Here is a 15,555-nt window from a genome sequence, read left to right as displayed (position 1 = left end):
CGGAGCAGCCTCGAATTTCCAAGCCTCAGGCGCGCTTGCGGGCAAGTTCCGGAAACAGGCCGGCCAGCCCCGCCTCGCTCGCCGCGCAGACGCCGCGCTCGGTGATCAGCCCGGTCACCAGACGCGCCGGCGTGACGTCGAAAGCGTAGTTGGCGACCGGCGTCGTCTCGGGTGCGATACGCACACGCTCCACCGTACCGCGATCGCTCATGCCGACCACGTGGGAGACCTCGTCGCCGCCGCGCTGCTCGATCGGGATCTCGGCAACGCCGTCGCGCACCCGCCAGTCGACGGTCGAGGCCGGCAGCGCGGCATAGAAGGGCACGCCGTTGTCCCTTGCCGCGAGCGCCTTCAGATAGGTGCCGATCTTGTTGCAGACGTCGCCGAGCGCCGTCGTGCGGTCCGAGCCGACGATGCAGAGATCCACCAGCCCGTGCTGCATCAGGTGGCCGCCGGCATTGTCGACGACGAGCGTATGATCGACGCCGTGATGGCCGAGCTCGAAGGCGGTCAGGCCGGCGCCCTGGTTGCGCGGCCGGGTCTCGTCGACGAAGACATGGACCGGGATGCCCTTGTCATGGGCGAGATAGACCGGCGCGGTCGCGGTTCCCCAGTCCACCGTCGCCAGCCAGCCGGCATTGCAGTGGGTGAGGACGTTCACCGCCTCACCGGGCGTCTTGGTCCGGGCGATCGCCTCGATGATGGCAAGACCGTTTTCGCCGATCCGCCGGTTGGTCGCGACGTCCTCGTCGGCGATCTCGCCGGCGAGCGTCCATGCAGCCGCGGCCCTGGCACCGGGGTCGAGCCTGCCGACCCGCTCGCGCACCGCATCGAGCGCCCAGCGCAGATTGATCGCCGTCGGCCGCGTCGCATGGAGGGTGTCATAGGCCGTGGCAAGCGAGGCGTCCGCTGGATCGGCCCGGAGCGCCAGCGCCATGCCGTAGGCTGCGGTCGCGCCGATCAGCGGCGCACCGCGCACCCACATGTCGGCAATCGCCCGGGCGGCATCCTCGAGCGTTGTCAGATGGACAATCTTCAGCTCGTGCGGCAGCTTGGTCTGGTCGATGATCGCGACCTCGTCGCCCTCCGTCCAGATCGACCGGAACGCCTGTTCGCCAATCTTCATATCGGTCTCCTTTCGCGAAGGATCGAACGGGCAAGACAGCTGAGGCCGAAGATATCGCCGAAGACGCCGCGGTTGACCAGCAGCTCCCGCCCCATGAGAAGCGCCCTCGCCTCGCAGACCGCCCGGCGGTCCGGATCGGCGATCGATTCCATGTCCTCGACATGGGCAAGGCCGACCAGCCGCCGCACCATCTTGGCGCCGGCAAAGCCGACCACGTCGCAGAACACCGCCTGCAGGAACTGGTGCATGCCCACCGTCGCACCGACTTCGTCGCCGACATCCTCGAACAGCCGCCGCGAGAACAGGATGCCGTTGCGCTCCTCGCGCCAGAGCCTCGCGAAGCTCTCGGCAAAGACCGACCAGATGCTCTCGGCGGTCTCGAGCAGCCATTCACCCTGTGCAAAACGCCCATCCGGCGTCTCGGCGTGGCCTTCCTGGGCGAAGTAGCTGAGATAGAGATTGGCAAGCAGCGCGCCGATGTCGAAGCCCATCGGGCCGTAAAAGGCAAATTCCGGATCGATGATGCGCGTGTCCTTCGCCGTCACCATGATCGAGCCGGTGTGAAGGTCGCCATGCAGCAGCGCCTCGCTCTTGGTGGTGAAGCGGTAGAGCATCTCCTGCGCGCCGACCTTCACTGCCCTGTCGGCCCGCAGAGCCAGCGCCAGACCGTCGAGCTGGGGCGTCGTCCAACGGTTCAGCGGCGCGTCGAAATAGGGCTCGGTGAAGACCAGATTCTCGCTGATGGCGCACAACGCCACATTGTCGGCGAAGAGTGCGACGTCCGCCTTCTTCTTCGCCGTATCCATGAAGAAATCGGAACTGCGGAACAGCGTCTCGGCGAGAAAGACGCCGACATGTTCGGCGAGATGCTTGAAGCGCTTGCCGGCGGTCAGCTCCTTGCGCAGGATCACGTGGGGGCTGAGATACTCCATCACGATCAGCGCATTGACGGGATCGAAATGATGCAGCGCCGGGAGCCGCTCCGGCTGCACCGCCGCCTGGCGCACCAGCGCGTTCCATTCGAAATAGGCCCGCTTCAGGGGCAGCGGCCAGGAATCACCGACCAGTCGCACATAGGGAAGCGCCTGCTTGACCACGACGGCCGAGGCCGGCCCCTCGACGATGAAGACCAGATTGAGATTGCCGTCGCCCACTTCGCGGGCCCGCAACGCCCCGGGATCCGAGGTTCCGAGCCGCCCGGCGATCTCCTCGATGCCGGCGGCATATGCCTTCACGGACTCGGCGTCCAGCGCATGATAGCCGCGCCCCCCGACCGAGCCGTCCTCACCCATTTTCATGCTCCGAAGCCTCCCGCTTCCGTCGCAATCCACACTGCGGTATCAACCCAACGGTGCGACGTCCCGTCTATAGGGCTTACGTCGCATTGCGCGATTGTCAATTGCTGTTGACATAAATCTGAAACTGGCAAAGGGTCGCGCCCGGGAGGAAGGGTGGAATGATCGACGGCGGGCCTGGCGGCCGCACCGTGCTGGAGATCGCCGGGCTCGAGCGGGCGTTCGCGTCGAACCGCGTCCTGAAGAGCGTCGATCTCGAAGTCGCTGCGGGAGAGGTCGTGGTTCTGATGGGCGCCAATGGCGCCGGCAAGTCGACGCTCGTGAAGATCGTCGCCGGCGCGCTGCGTCCCGATGCCGGCGAGATGCGGCTCGAAGGCCGCCCCTTCGCCCCGGCAAGGCCCGTCGATGCGGTGGAGAGCGGCCTCTGCGTCGTCCACCAGCAGATCAACGACGCCGTGGCGGCCGATCTCTCGGTCGCCCAGAACCTTCTTCTCGACAGGCTCTGCTCCGGCAAGGCGGGCGCCTTCCATACGCCCCGGCGCGCACGGCGCGAGGCCGATGCGATCCAGGCGATCCTCGGCCTGTCGCTGCCGCTCGACCGCCCGGCGCGGGACATCCCCCTCGCCGACCGCCAGCTCGTCGCCATCTGCCGGGCGCTTGCCGAGGAGCCGAAGATTCTCGTCCTCGACGAGCCGACGTCGTCGCTGTCGCAGCGCGAAGCCGAGCGGCTGTTCGGCATCGTCGAGATGCTGAAGGCGCGCGGCGTCGCGATCCTCTACATCACCCACCGCATGTCCGACATCCGCCGCCTCGCGGACCGCATCGTCACGCTGCGCGACGGGCGCATCACCGGCGAGTTCCGCCCGCCGCTCGACTACGAGGCAGCGGTAACGGCGATGCTCGGCGAGACCATTGCCCGCGGCGGCGCCGAGCGTCGGTTCGGCACCGAGCCGGTCTTTGCCGTCCGCGATCTGCAGCTGACCCACTGGTCGCGGCCGTTCTCCTTCGCCCTGAAGGCCGGCGAGGTCACCGCCATCACCGGCCTCGTCGGCACCGGCAAGAGCCGGCTCGCAGAGGTGATCTTCGGCGCCCGCCGGCCCGCTGCCGGCGAAATGCAGCTGACGGGGGCCCCCTACCGGCCGAAGACCAGCCGGGCGGCGATCGAGGCCGGCGTCTTCATGGCCGCCAAGGACCGCGCAACCAGTTCCTTGGTGCCGGCCTTCGACATCGCCCGCAACCTCTCTTTGCCGTTCCTGAAGCGCCGCTCGCGCGCCGGATTCATCGACCGCGCCGTGGAGCGCCGGCGGGCCCGGCGCACCATCGCCGACCTGTCGATCGTCTGCCGCGGCGAGGCCGATGCCATGGCGACGCTTTCGGGCGGCAACCAGCAGAAGGTCGTCGTCGGGCGCTGGCTGTCGCAAGCCTCGAAGCTCCTGATCCTCGACGAGCCGTTCCAGGGCGTCGACATCAGGGCGCGCGGCGACATCGCCCGGCGGCTGCGGGAGACGGCGGCGGACCGCGCCACGCTGGTGCTCGTCACCGAGATCGACGAGGCCGTCGAGGTCGCCGACCGCATCCTCGTGATGTCCGACCACACCATCGTCGGCGACCACCGCGCCGGCCGAGAGCTCGACCTTGCGCGGCTCGTCGCCGAGGTCGCCGGCGAAGCCGACCATTCCTCCACGCGTCTCGAGAGTACCGCCGGATGACCCTTGCCGTCCGTGACCTTTCCATCCGCTACGGCTTCTTCGTGCTGCTCGTCGCGCTGGCCGTGTTCTTCTATGCGGCGCAGCCGGCCTTCCTGTCGCTGCGCTCCCTCATCTTCGTCTTCCAGTCGGTCTCGATCACCGCCATCCTGGCGCTCGGCGTGACCGGCACACTCGTCGTCGGCGGCTTCGACCTGTCGATCGGCTCGGTGGCGGCTTCGTCGATGATGGCCGCCTCCTACGCCATGGTGATCTGGGGCTGGGGCACGGCCGAGACGGTGGCGCTGTGCATCGGCTTCGGCCTGCTCGCCGGGCTCTTCAACGGCGTCATCATCGTCTATGGCCGCATCCCGGACCTCCTGGCGACGCTCGGCACGATGTTCCTCCTGCTCGGCCTGCAGCTGGTGCCGACAGCGGGGCGCTCCATCGCCCGCGGCATGACGCTGCCCGACGGCACGACCGCGACGGGGAGCTTCGATCCGAGCTTCCTGTCGCTTGGCCGGGCCCGGCTGTTTGACGTCCTGCCGGTCTCGGTCGTCGTCATGCTGGCGCTCGGGGTGGCGATCTTCGTCTTTCTCGAATTCACCCGCTGGGGCCGGGTGATGTACGCCATCGGCTCGAACCAGCAGGCGAGCCGCCTCGCCGGTGCCCCGGTCGAGCGCTACAAGATCGCCGCCTACATGATCTCCGGCGGCTTCGCCTCGGTCGGCGGCATCCTGCTCGCGGCCCGGGTCGGGCGCGGCGACGTCTCCTCCGGCAACAGCCTGCTGCTCGACGCCGTCGCCGCGGCGCTGATCGGCTTTGCCGTCCTCGGGGCGGCCAAGCCGAACGCCTTCGGGACGCTGGTCGGCGCGCTGTTCGTCGGCATGCTCCTGCAGGGTCTGACGATGATGAATGCCCCCTATTACACCCAGGACGCGGTGAAGGGCGCCGTGCTCGTCGTCGCCCTGCTCTTCACATTCTCGATGACGCGCCCGGGAGAGCGCTGAACGGGATCGATCGACGTTACCCGGGCGGATTGGCCCGGCATCATTCGGGAGGAAAAGACATGGACATGATGAAACTGACGCGGCGCCGCTTCACGCGGCTCGTCATCGGCGGCGCCACGGCGCTGATGCTCGGCGGCCTGCCGGCCATGGCGGCGGACAAGCCCGCCCCCTTCGACCAGCCGGAGAAGGTCTCGATCGCCCTCGTGCGCTATCTGTCGACCGGCGACTTCTTCCAGGCCTATCTCACCGGTGCGCAGGAGCAGGCCAAGGCTCTCGGCGTCGAGCTGCGCGTCCTCGATTCCCGCCAGGACGCAGCGCTCCAGGCCGACATGGTCGATCAGGCGATCGCCCTCGGCGTCGACGGCATCGTCGTCCAGCATGGTCTGACGGAATCGATGACCGCCGCCGTCCAGCGCGCCGTCGACGCCGGCATCAAGGTCGTCGCCTTCGACGTCGACGTACAGAACGACAAGGTACCGCAGATCGAGCAGAGCGACCGCGATCTCGCCCGCCTCGCCCTCGAACAGGCGGTGAAGGACAATGGCGAGGCCTTCCAGGCCGCCTATGTCTACGTTCCGGGCATCGCCCCGCTCGACCGGCGCGACGAGACCTGGAAGACGTTCAAGGGGAAGTATTCCGGCATCGAGGAGGTGGCGCAGTTCGGCACGCTCGACAATCCGATCGCCAATTCCGTCGCCAACCAGGCCTCCGCCGTGCTGCGCGCCAATCCCGGCGTCACCGTCGTCTTCGCTCCCTATGACGAGTTCGCCAAGGGCGTGAAGATCGCCGTCGACGAGGCCGGACTGTCGTCCGACATCAAGATCTACAGCGCCGACATCTCGACCGCCGACATTCAGGCGATGCGCGAGGATCCGAGCGCCTGGGTGGCGACGGCGGCGACCAATCCGCAGCTGATCGGCGAAGTCTCGGTCAGGGCGCTGGCGATGCTGCTTGCCGGAGAGGATCCCGGCCACAATGTCGTCGTGCCGCCGACCCTGGTCACCCGTGACATGCTTCTTGAAAGCGATATCAAGAACATGGAGGAGCTTTCTCAGAAACTACCGCAGTTCGCCTCGACCGACGTCGCCAGCCCCGATTGGATGCCGAAGGTCGGCGAGTAACGCCGAGTGGGGTGCCCCGGCCCGCCGCGGCGCCGACGCCGCGGCGGGCACGCCTCAAGCCAGAAGCGGCGCGCTCACGGATGGTCGGCGGAAGCAATTTTAGCCGCCGCCAAAACAATTTTCCCGCCGCCTGCAAGATTTTTCTAATCCCGCTCACGTAGATCCTGTCTCTACCGGCCAAGACTCCGGAACAGGCGGGAGATCGATGCGTTGAAAACGACGCGATTTGCTTCAAATACGATATGCTTCGCATATCTGTTCTTCGCACCGACGCTGTCTGTCCATGCGGAGGGAGGCGGCCACGGGGCGTCCCATCCCGCACCGATGGAGACCGAGACCGTCGAGGCGGAGGCCGCGCCGGCCGGGCTCTGCAAGGGATTCGGCCCGCAGTCGCCGCGCGACATCGGCTCGCTCGAAGGCCTCAACGAGCGCATCTTCGCCCGGGCGCCGTCCACCAAGACGCTCAATCTCTGCAACATCCACACCCACACCAATGCCGAGCACAAAGGGCCGGGCTTCTCGGTCTTCGCCGGACCGGGCGACCATGGCGGCTACAAGTGCAACGACGGCGACCAGCTCACCGCCGAGGAGCTGAAGGACCCCGCCCACGGCTTCGGCGCGTTCAAGGGGGTGAAGCCCGGCGACACGATCGAGGTCCACTGGGTGTTCTCCTCCTGCGCCGTCATGCCGGGCCAGGGGCTCGGCTCCTGCCTCAGCGAGACCTGCTCCAACCCGGCGCTGCGGGTCGAGGCGCAGACCTTTCTCCTGGTCAACGATCCGGAGGCCCTCGACTTTGCCGACTTCACCTATCGCGGCCACACGAGCGAAGGCTACCATCAGCCGATGACGCTGCCGGAGGGGACCGGCGAGCCGGTCGTCTATGCCGGCTCGACCACCGGGCCGAAATACACCGAATCGATCTGCTCGCCGCTGCAGGTGACCTGGAGCGTCAGGCCGCAATGCGCCCGCCTCGACATCGCCTCGCTCTATCGCTGGGCCGAGGAGGGCAACGTCTTCAAGGAGGATCACTCCCACGGCGTTCGCCAGCTGGTGACGGCGCCGGAACTGCTCTCGCCGATCGAGAGCACCGTCATCGTCACGCGATGGGACGAGCCGCTGAAGGTGGAGTGAGGCGGCCAGCCTGGCCGTAAAAGTTGCGCGATTTGTCTTCATTGCCGACGAGCCGCCGGAATGAAGAGTTCACGGCCAGCCGGCGATTGTCTCGGGCGCGGCTCGATCGCCAGCATGTCTCCTGCGTGAAAGGCGGGGCTGCAGCCCCCGGCCGGCTGTGGCTTCGTCGTTGCGCTTCGCCGCGCCACCCTGGCGCGCCGATGGAGCCATGCCGAGGCCACGGGCGGCACTTCTGCGTGGCTGACGACCTCCCGTCCCAAAGGATGCGCGCTCGGTCGGCGCAAAGCCATTGACAGGCCGAGCATCGCCTTCGTATATCGCCGCGTCGCCGCATGCGAAGCGGCGCCGGCGGCGGAGTAGCTCAGTTGGTTAGAGCAGCGGAATCATAATCCGCGTGTCGGGGGTTCAAGTCCCTCCTCCGCTACCAAGACTCAACAAGTCTGTTGAAGCATAGAGTCACGGCGCGAAAGGTTTCGCCGCGCATTCTCCGGCCAATGCACGCGCCTATTCAGCAGCGCGGTTGATCATGAGCCCGCAACTCGGAAGAAGTCGCACTCTCGCGTCGTGTTTCGCGTCGTCGTTTGTACAACCCGCAAGATATCCGGAGTGACGATAGACCCGCTCATCGTCGTGGACCGGCCAAAGTCGAGCGTCCCATCACTCACATCGTCCGTAAACGACAGTTGTCTGGTTTCCATCTGGTTGTAAAGCGGTTCCGGACCTGCAGTATATATGCCTTTTATGATGCCGTTGCCTGCATCAGTAAGTTCGAGACGTGCGTCTCGTCGACCACGCCATTTGCAGGTCCAACTCCCGACGAATTTTTCCGTGTAGGACCCATTGGGCGCCGGCGCAGAGCCTGTTTGGCAACCTGCGAGAACCAGAACGGTCCCGATCAGCAAAAACTGTTTCATCGATCCACCAATGCTATTTAAACGGGCAAATTTACCCTATTGCGCCTTCCGGGAGAGTCAAATATTCGGCCGCAACCAAGCGCAGCGCCAGGTTCATCAGCCGGATGCAGCCGTCTCTCGCCGCTGCATGCTCGTTCAAGCGGCGGAAGCTTCACAAGAACTCCGGCAGTCAGGCTGACGTTTCCCGAGAGATCAGTCACAACAACTGACTAATTCTCCCCTGACGGTTCATTCGACAAAAGTCGAATGACGGTTGCCACCGCCGCTCCTCTCACTCTACTCTCGGGCCATCGGTGTCGAAGCCGGGAGGAAAACAGCTTCGACTCGCGACCAAGGGAGGCGATATTGAGCAATCAACGCATTGATCGAAGAGCATTTCTCGGCAAGTCAGTCGTTGCCGGTGGAACAGTTGCGGCAACGCTGGCAGCGCCGCATGTCGCTCGGGCGCAGGGCCAGACGACCACCTGGCGGGTGCAGACGTCCTGGCCGGGCGGCATCGGGCTGACCACCTTCAAGGACTGGTGCGGCTCGATCAAGGAGAAGACCGGCGGCGAATTGGAGTTCACGCCCTTCGGCGCCAACGACGTCGTCGGCGACTTCCAGCTCTTCGACGCGGTGAAGAACGGCGTGCTCGAGGCGGTAAACCCCTTCACCATCTACGCGCAAGGGATCATCCCGGCGGCGGTGTTCCTCACCTCCTATCCGCTCGGCCTCAGAAACCCGCACGAATTCGACACCTTCTATTACGGCCTCGGCGGCCTTGAGATCACCCGCGAGCTCTATGCCGAACAGGGCATGTATTTCGTCGGCCCGATCCAGCACGACGCCAACATCATCCATTCGAAGGTGCCGATCCGCTCCATCGACGACTTCCGCGACCGCAAGATGCGCCTTCCGGGCGGCATGGTCGCCGAGGTGTTCCAGGCGCTCGGCGCCAAGACCACCGTGCTGCCGGGATCGGAAATCTTCCCGGCGCTGGAGAAGGGCACCATCGACGTCGCCGACTATACCGGCCCGGCGGTGAACTACGCCCTCGGCTTCAGCCAGGTGACCAAATACATCTCCATGGGCCCTCCGGGCTTCATGTCGCTCTACCAGCCGGTCGACCTGATGGACCTGACAGTCGGCAAGGCCGCGTGGGACAAGCTGTCGCCCGAGATGAAGCAGTTCGTCGAGATGGAAGTGCATGTCTATTCCGACATGCATCACGCGGCGATCCAGAAGGCCAACCAGGAGGCCTGGAAGAAGTTCGAGGCCGACGGCACCGAGGTCACCCGCCTCACCCAGGACGACGTCGCCCTGATGACCGAGGTCGCCGTGCCGATCTGGTTCAACTGGGCGAACAAGGACAAGAACGCCGCGAAGATCTTCAAGATCCAGCTCGACTACATGACCTCGGGCTCGCTCGGCTATGTCGATCCGAGCCTGCTCGAGGGGCTGGAACTGACCAACCTCTGAGCCTCGCGCGACGCCACACGCCGGCGCCGGCCGTCCAGAGGATCCGGAACGGGCAAACACCGCTCCGGGTCTTCGGGGCGGCCGGCGCCCTCACCATGTCTTTCCTTCTCCGACCAGGACCGAACCCATGCCGAGTCTGACGTTCGTACTGCCTCACTGGCTGTACTGGACGATGCTCGCCGTCTTTCCCGTCGTCGCGATGATCATGGCGCGGCGGGGACGAAGCGGCGGCAAGCGTCTCTATTCCCTGCCGCTCGCCTATTTCGTGCTGATCACCGGCGGCATGCTCGGCCTGCACCGGTTCTATCTGAAGAGCATCTGGTGGGGGCTGATCTTCCTGCCGCTGTTCGCCGCGATCCTCTTTGCCAATGCCCATCAGCGCACGGCCCGCGCCACCTATTCCGACGCGGCCAACATCGTGCGGGTGTCGAAGGGCACGATCGAGCGGGAAGAGCCGCGCATCGCCGAGGCCGACGCAACCCTTGCCAGTCTGAAGAGCGAGGTGGATGCGGCCGAGGAAGGCTCCTTCACCAAGAAGGCGGCCGAGAGGCGCCTGCAGCGCGAGGAGCGGCGGCTCGAAAGCTCGAAAACGCGGCTCGAGGAGGCCCGCGCCGATCTTCAGGAGCAGCAGGCGATCGCCGCGAGCTCCGGCGACGACCGCCGATTCTGGGAGATCGTCGCGTTCATCGCCTTTGCCGCGATCCTCGCTCTGGTGGTGATCGACGCGATCCTGTTGCCGTTCCTGGTGCGCCGCGCCAACCGGCGCCTCATCGAAGAGGATGACGAAGACGAGGGCGAGCCTCTGCCGGCGCTGTCCGGCGAATTCACCAAGGACTACGCGACCGTCTCGTCCGGCTGGACCGGCTGGATCGACCGCCTGTCCTTTTATTCCGGCGAATTCGTCTCCTATTGGGCGGTGATCGCCGTCTTCGTCTACTACTACGAAGTCGTCGCCCGCTATGTCTTCAATTCGCCGACCAACTGGGCCCATGAGGGCATGTATCTCATGTTCGGGATGCAGTACCTGATCATGGGAGCCTATGCGATGCTCAGCGAGAGCCATGTGCGGGTCGACATCTTCTATGCGCCGCTGTCGCCACGCCGGAAAGCCCTCGCCGACATTCTCACTTCGGTGTTCTTCTTCATCTTCGCCGGGGTGCTGCTGGTCACCGGCTGGATCTTCGCCGTCGATGCGACGCGGGTGAACGAGGTCTCCTTCACCGAATGGCAGCTCACCTACTGGCCGTTCAAATGGGCGATCGTCGTCGGCGCCTTCCTTCTCATTCTCCAGGGCATCGCCAAGCTCGCGCAGGACTTCCGAACCTTCGCGACCGGCCGCCCCAGCGTTCCCGGAAAGGCCTGACCGATGGGTCTCGAAATCGACATCGGCTGGCTGACGCTGATCATGTTCGGCAGCCTGCTTCTGCTGCTGATGGCGGGCCTGCCGCTCGCCTTCGTCACCGGTGGCCTTGCCTGCGTCTTCCTGTTCGTCCTCGGCGACTGGCAGACGCTCAATATCGTGCCGTCGCGCATTTTCCCGCTGATGACCAACTATCAGCTCTCGGCGATCCCGCTGTTCATCTTCATGGCGGCGATGCTCGAACGGGCGGGCATCATCAACGACATGTTCGACGTCATCTACAAGGTGCTCGGCGGGGTGAAGGGCGGCCTTGCGGCGGCGACGATCATCGCCTCGACAATCCTTGCGGCGATGGTCGGCGTCATCGGGGCTGCAGTCGTCACCATGGGCATCATCGCCCTGCCGGCGATGCTGAAGCGGCACTACAATCCCGAGATCGCCATGGGCTCGATCATGGCCGGCGGCACGCTCGGCATCCTGATCCCGCCGTCGATCCTGGCGATCATCTACGCCGTCGTCGCCGAGCAGTCGGTGGGCGAACTCTTCATCGGCGCGGTGTTTCCGGGGCTGCTGCTTTCCGGCCTCTACGTGCTCTACGTCGTCGCCCGCTCCTACATCAATCCGGAACTCGGGCCCCCGGCCCCGATCGAGGAGCGGATCTCCTTCCGCGAGAAGGTTCGGGTGATGTCGAAGATGTCGGCGCCGATCGCCCTCATCGTCGTCGTTCTCGGCGTCATCTTCTCCGGCGTCGCAACCCCGGTGGAGGCCGCCGGCATCGGCACCTTCGGCGCCTTCATCGTCGCTGCGATCCATCGCAAGCTCGACTGGCCGACGGTCCAGGGCGCGTGTCTGACGACCCTCAAGGCCACCGCCATGGTCATCTGGATCATGTTCGGCGCGACGATCTTCGTCGGCCTCTATGTCCTCGAAGGCGGCCAGCAATTCGTTGCCGGCGCAATGCAGGGCATGGGGCTCGGACCGTGGGGGATCCTGATCTTCATGCAGCTGATCCTGATCTTCCTCGGCATGTTCCTCGACTGGGTCGGCATCCTGCTCCTCTGCGTGCCGATCTTCGTGCCGATCATCAAGGGGCTCGGGGCGGCGAGCTTCGGCCTCGAAAGCGCCGACGATCTCGTGCTGTGGTTCGGCGTCCTCTATCTCGTCAACATGCAGATGAGCTTCCTGTCGCCACCCTTCGGCTACGCGCTGTTCTACCTGCGCGGCGTCGCCCCGCCGGAAATCCCGATGACGCGGATCTTCAAGGCGGCGATCCCCTTCCTGATGATCCAGCTGATCGGGCTCGTCCTCTGCATGATCTTTCCCGAGATCATCACCTGGCTGCCGGACGCGGTCTATGGCTGAGCAGGAACGATCCGCTGCGCATGGCAGCGGATCGCGGCAGGCCGACGCACCTTCGATGGCAGGACGCGGTTTGACGGGAAAGCGGCAGCGTTGCGTAGGGCAACTGCCGCTTTCCTGCCTCGCCACTGGCCGATGATGTGCTAGCTTGCGGCACGCATTCCAGCACCCAACCGGACGCGACCAGACCGATGCCACCCGTCGCCGCCAATCTCGCCGTCACGCCCCATGGGCGGGAGAGTTTTTCCGACGACGCGCTGGTCGAGGCGTTTCACCGCGGCGACGTGCAGGAAGCCGGGCCGAAGATCTTCTGTATTGGGATGCAGCGCAGCGGCACGACCTCGACGGGCGATTTCTGCGAGAACCAGCTCGGCATGGTCCGCCGGTCGAACCGGGTCTCCCGCCGACGGGGATGGAGCCGCCTCTGGCTGACGGGCGAGATGGAAACGGTCTTCGACGATCCGGTCTTCCGGACCGGCCAGATGTTCGACGACGGGCCGTGGTGGTTTCCCGGCGTCTACCGGCTGCTCCACCAGCGGTTCCCGGATGCGCGCTTCGTCATGTTCGTTCGCGATCCGGAAAGCTGGTTCAACTCGCTCTCCGCCCATTCGCGCGGACGCTCGCCCGGCTATACCGACGTTCACGCGAGGATCTATGGCCGCGAGGAGGAGTTCGAGGAGCTGCAGCGCGCCCATGGCGGCTCGCTGGCTGCGGACCACCGCAACGGCTTCTCGCTGGAGGGGCAGGCCGAGCGCTACATGCGCGTCTATGAGGAACACGTCCGCTCGGTCGCGACGTATTTTCGCGACAACGCCCCGGACCACTTCTTCTCGGCGCCACTCGACGATCCGGAGAAGTTTCGCAAGCTGGCGGTGTTTCTCGGCTTCCCCGACCGGGAGTATGAGGACGTCAGATCCAGCGTGATCGTCGGAAGACGCCCGGAGCGCGCCGACAACTGAGACCGGCGGCCCGAGATATCGCCCCCGTTCGCTGGCATCGAGCGCGCGCAGCGCTTGGTCCTCTCCTCTCCAGGCCAGACGATGACGGGGTCGAGGGTATGAAAAGGAGGCGCCGACCTCTTTTCGTCGCGATCGGGGCTCAGACAGGCCGTCTCGACATCGCTTCACAATGGCAATCGGGGCCGACCGACCTATATGCTGCAGGGCGGAATCGTCTCCGCCCTTTTCCCGATCCGCCAGCCGAGGACACCGCCGCGAGACATGCTGGAATCCCTCTACGTCCTGATCCTCGTCGGGACCGTCCTGATCGTCGTCGCAGCCTTCTCAAGCCTCCTAGCCTTTCGTTTCGGCGCTCCGCTGCTCCTGCTCTTCCTGTCGATCGGCCTCGTCGCCGGCGTCGACGGCATCGGCATCGACTTCGACAATGCCGGCCTTGCCTATTTCGTCGGGACGATCGCGCTGGCGATCATCCTGTTCGATTCCGGCTTCGGCACCCGCATCTCGACCTTCCGCAATGCCGCCGGGCCGGCCATCACCATGGCGACGGTGGGCGTGCTGGCGACGGCGGTCCTGTTCGGCGTCGCGGCGACCTATCTCCTCGATTTGCCGCTGGTCGAGGGCCTGCTTCTTGGCGCCATCGTCGGATCGACCGATGCGGCGGCGGTGTTCTTTCTCCTGCGCGTCGGCGGGATCACGATCAGGGACAGGGTGCGCTCGCTGCTCGAGATCGAATCCGGCACCAACGACCCGATGGCGATCTTCCTGACCGTCGCTCTGGTCGAGACGATCCGGGCCGGTGCCGGCGTCGATTCCGTCGGCATCGATGTCGCTCTTGGCCTTCTCAGCCAGATGACCATCGGCCTCCTCGGCGGCTTTCTCGGCGGCATGATGATCGTCGCAGTGATCCGCCGGCTGGCGATCGACCGCGGCCTCCTGCCGATCATCACGCTCGCGCTGGCGCTGTCGGTCTTTGCCGCGGTCGGCGCCCTCGACGGCTCGGGATTCCTCGCCGTCTATGTCGCCGGGCTCTATGCCGGCAACGCCAAGCTCGCCAATGCCGCGACGATCAAGCGCTTCCAGGACGGGCTGACCTGGCTTGCCCAGATCATCATGTTCCTGATCCTCGGCCTGCTCGCGACGCCCTCGCAGTTCATGGACATCCTGTGGCCGGCGCTGGCGCTCGCCGCCTTCCTGATCTTCGTCGCAAGACCGCTGGCCGTCTGGCTCTGCCTTCTGCCCTTCGATTTCCAGCGCCGCGAGATGGCCTTCGTCTCCTGGGTGGGCCTCAGGGGCGCAGTCTCGATTTTGCTCGCCATCGTTCCGCTGATCGGCGGCCTCGACGATTCCCGGCTGTTCTTCAACACCGCCTTCATCATCGTGCTCGTTTCGCTACTCGTTCAGGGCTGGACCATCGCCAGCGTCGCGCGAAGGCTCGGCCTCGTCGTGCCGCCGCGCACCGGGGCGATCGAGAAGCACGAGTTGGAACTGCCCGGCTCGCCGGACCACGAGCTCCTCTCCTACCGCGTCGTCGAGGAGAGCCCGGTCGCAAGGGGCGAGCGCATCCCGCGCTGGGCGCGGCCCTCGCTGGTGATCCGCGACGGGCGATCGATGGCCTATCAATATGCCGGGCGGCTGAAGGCCGGCGACTACGTCTTCCTGTTCATTTCGCCACGCTATCCGCCGCTGCTCGACCGGCTGTTCGCCCGCCCCGCCGTGCTCAGCCCGGACGACACCGAATTCTTCGGCGAGTTCTCCGTCGATCCGAGCGCCAAGGCCGCCGCGCTTGCGGAGGCTTACGGGATCAGGCTGCATCCCGGCGAAGAGACGCTGTCGATCTCGCAGATGATGGTGGCGCGACTGGGCGGCGAGGCAGACTATGGCGACCGGGTGCCGGCAGCTCCCGTCGAGCTGATCGTCCGCCAGACCGGTCTTGACGGCTCGGTTGTCGCGGCGGGCCTGTCGCTGGCGCCGGAGAGCGGACGCGGCGGCGCGATCCCGCTGTTCTTCAGCCGCCGCGATCTCGTTGGCGCCCTGCGCCGGTTTCTCGGCAGGCGCAGCCAGGACGGCTAACGCTCGGGGGCCAGGGTGGGCCGATCTGGACGCTGCCTCCAGGGGGCGATACGAAGCCGGCGACGAT

General features: G+C 65.8%; 11 protein-coding genes and 1 tRNA gene. 10 read left to right on the top strand and 2 right to left on the bottom strand.

What is annotated here, in order from left to right; all coding sequences use genetic code 11:
* Window positions 1–25 precede the first annotated feature (25 nt).
* On the bottom strand, window positions 26–1,126 hold the full coding sequence (mtnA, locus tag E3C22_RS02260; protein WP_134759789.1) for an S-methyl-5-thioribose-1-phosphate isomerase: 1,101 nt from the start codon (window positions 1,124–1,126) through the stop codon (window positions 26–28).
* Entirely contained in the window at window positions 1,123–2,424 is a 1,302-nt protein-coding gene (gene mtnK, locus E3C22_RS02255; protein WP_134759787.1) for an S-methyl-5-thioribose kinase, read from the bottom strand. The genes mtnA and mtnK overlap by 4 nt, the downstream gene beginning before the upstream one ends.
* A 158-nt stretch (window positions 2,425–2,582) precedes the next feature.
* Between mtnK and E3C22_RS02250 the strand changes: the two genes are divergently transcribed.
* From E3C22_RS02250 to E3C22_RS02210, 10 genes are all read left to right on the top strand, one after another.
* Window positions 2,583–4,130: a sugar ABC transporter ATP-binding protein gene (locus E3C22_RS02250; protein WP_134759785.1), complete on the top strand. Its 1,548-nt coding sequence runs from the start codon at window positions 2,583–2,585 to the stop codon at window positions 4,128–4,130.
* Window positions 4,127–5,116 (top strand): ABC transporter permease, encoded by a 990-nt coding sequence (locus E3C22_RS02245; RefSeq protein WP_134759784.1) that lies wholly within the window; start codon window positions 4,127–4,129, stop codon window positions 5,114–5,116. Before E3C22_RS02250 ends, E3C22_RS02245 begins: the two co-directional genes overlap by 4 nt.
* A 68-nt stretch (window positions 5,117–5,184) precedes the next feature.
* Window positions 5,185–6,237 carry a substrate-binding domain-containing protein gene (locus tag E3C22_RS02240; RefSeq protein WP_134760915.1) on the top strand — a complete coding sequence of 351 codons (1,053 nt, stop codon included), beginning with the start codon at window positions 5,185–5,187 and terminating at the stop codon, window positions 6,235–6,237.
* A gap of 324 nt (window positions 6,238–6,561) precedes the next feature.
* Window positions 6,562–7,368 (top strand): delta-class carbonic anhydrase, encoded by an 807-nt coding sequence (locus E3C22_RS02235; RefSeq protein WP_134759783.1) that lies wholly within the window; start codon window positions 6,562–6,564, stop codon window positions 7,366–7,368.
* 350 nt (window positions 7,369–7,718) lie between these two features.
* Window positions 7,719–7,795 (top strand) — tRNA-Met (locus E3C22_RS02230).
* 832 nt (window positions 7,796–8,627) lie between these two features.
* On the top strand, window positions 8,628–9,740 hold the full coding sequence (gene dctP, locus E3C22_RS02225) for a TRAP transporter substrate-binding protein DctP (protein ID WP_245514717.1): 1,113 nt from the start codon (window positions 8,628–8,630) through the stop codon (window positions 9,738–9,740).
* A 127-nt stretch (window positions 9,741–9,867) separates the two neighbouring features.
* Window positions 9,868–11,103, top strand: coding sequence for a TRAP transporter small permease subunit (locus E3C22_RS24625; protein ID WP_206026890.1), 1,236 nt, complete (start codon window positions 9,868–9,870; stop codon window positions 11,101–11,103).
* A 3-nt stretch (window positions 11,104–11,106) separates the two neighbouring features.
* On the top strand, window positions 11,107–12,462 hold the full coding sequence (locus tag E3C22_RS02220) for a TRAP transporter large permease (protein ID WP_206026889.1): 1,356 nt from the start codon (window positions 11,107–11,109) through the stop codon (window positions 12,460–12,462).
* 188 nt (window positions 12,463–12,650) lie between these two features.
* Window positions 12,651–13,418 carry a sulfotransferase gene (locus E3C22_RS02215; RefSeq protein WP_134759781.1) on the top strand — a complete coding sequence of 256 codons (768 nt, stop codon included), beginning with the start codon at window positions 12,651–12,653 and terminating at the stop codon, window positions 13,416–13,418.
* A 261-nt stretch (window positions 13,419–13,679) separates the two neighbouring features.
* Window positions 13,680–15,488: a potassium/proton antiporter gene (locus tag E3C22_RS02210; RefSeq protein WP_245514716.1), complete on the top strand. Its 1,809-nt coding sequence runs from the start codon at window positions 13,680–13,682 to the stop codon at window positions 15,486–15,488.
* The last annotated feature ends 67 nt before the right edge of the window (window positions 15,489–15,555 follow it).

The organism is Jiella endophytica, from assembly GCF_004519335.1.
Taxonomy (GTDB): Bacteria; Pseudomonadota; Alphaproteobacteria; order Rhizobiales; family Rhizobiaceae; genus Jiella; species Jiella endophytica.
Note: the sequence above shows the minus strand (reverse complement) of the source record. Positions and strands in the feature narration are given on the sequence as shown.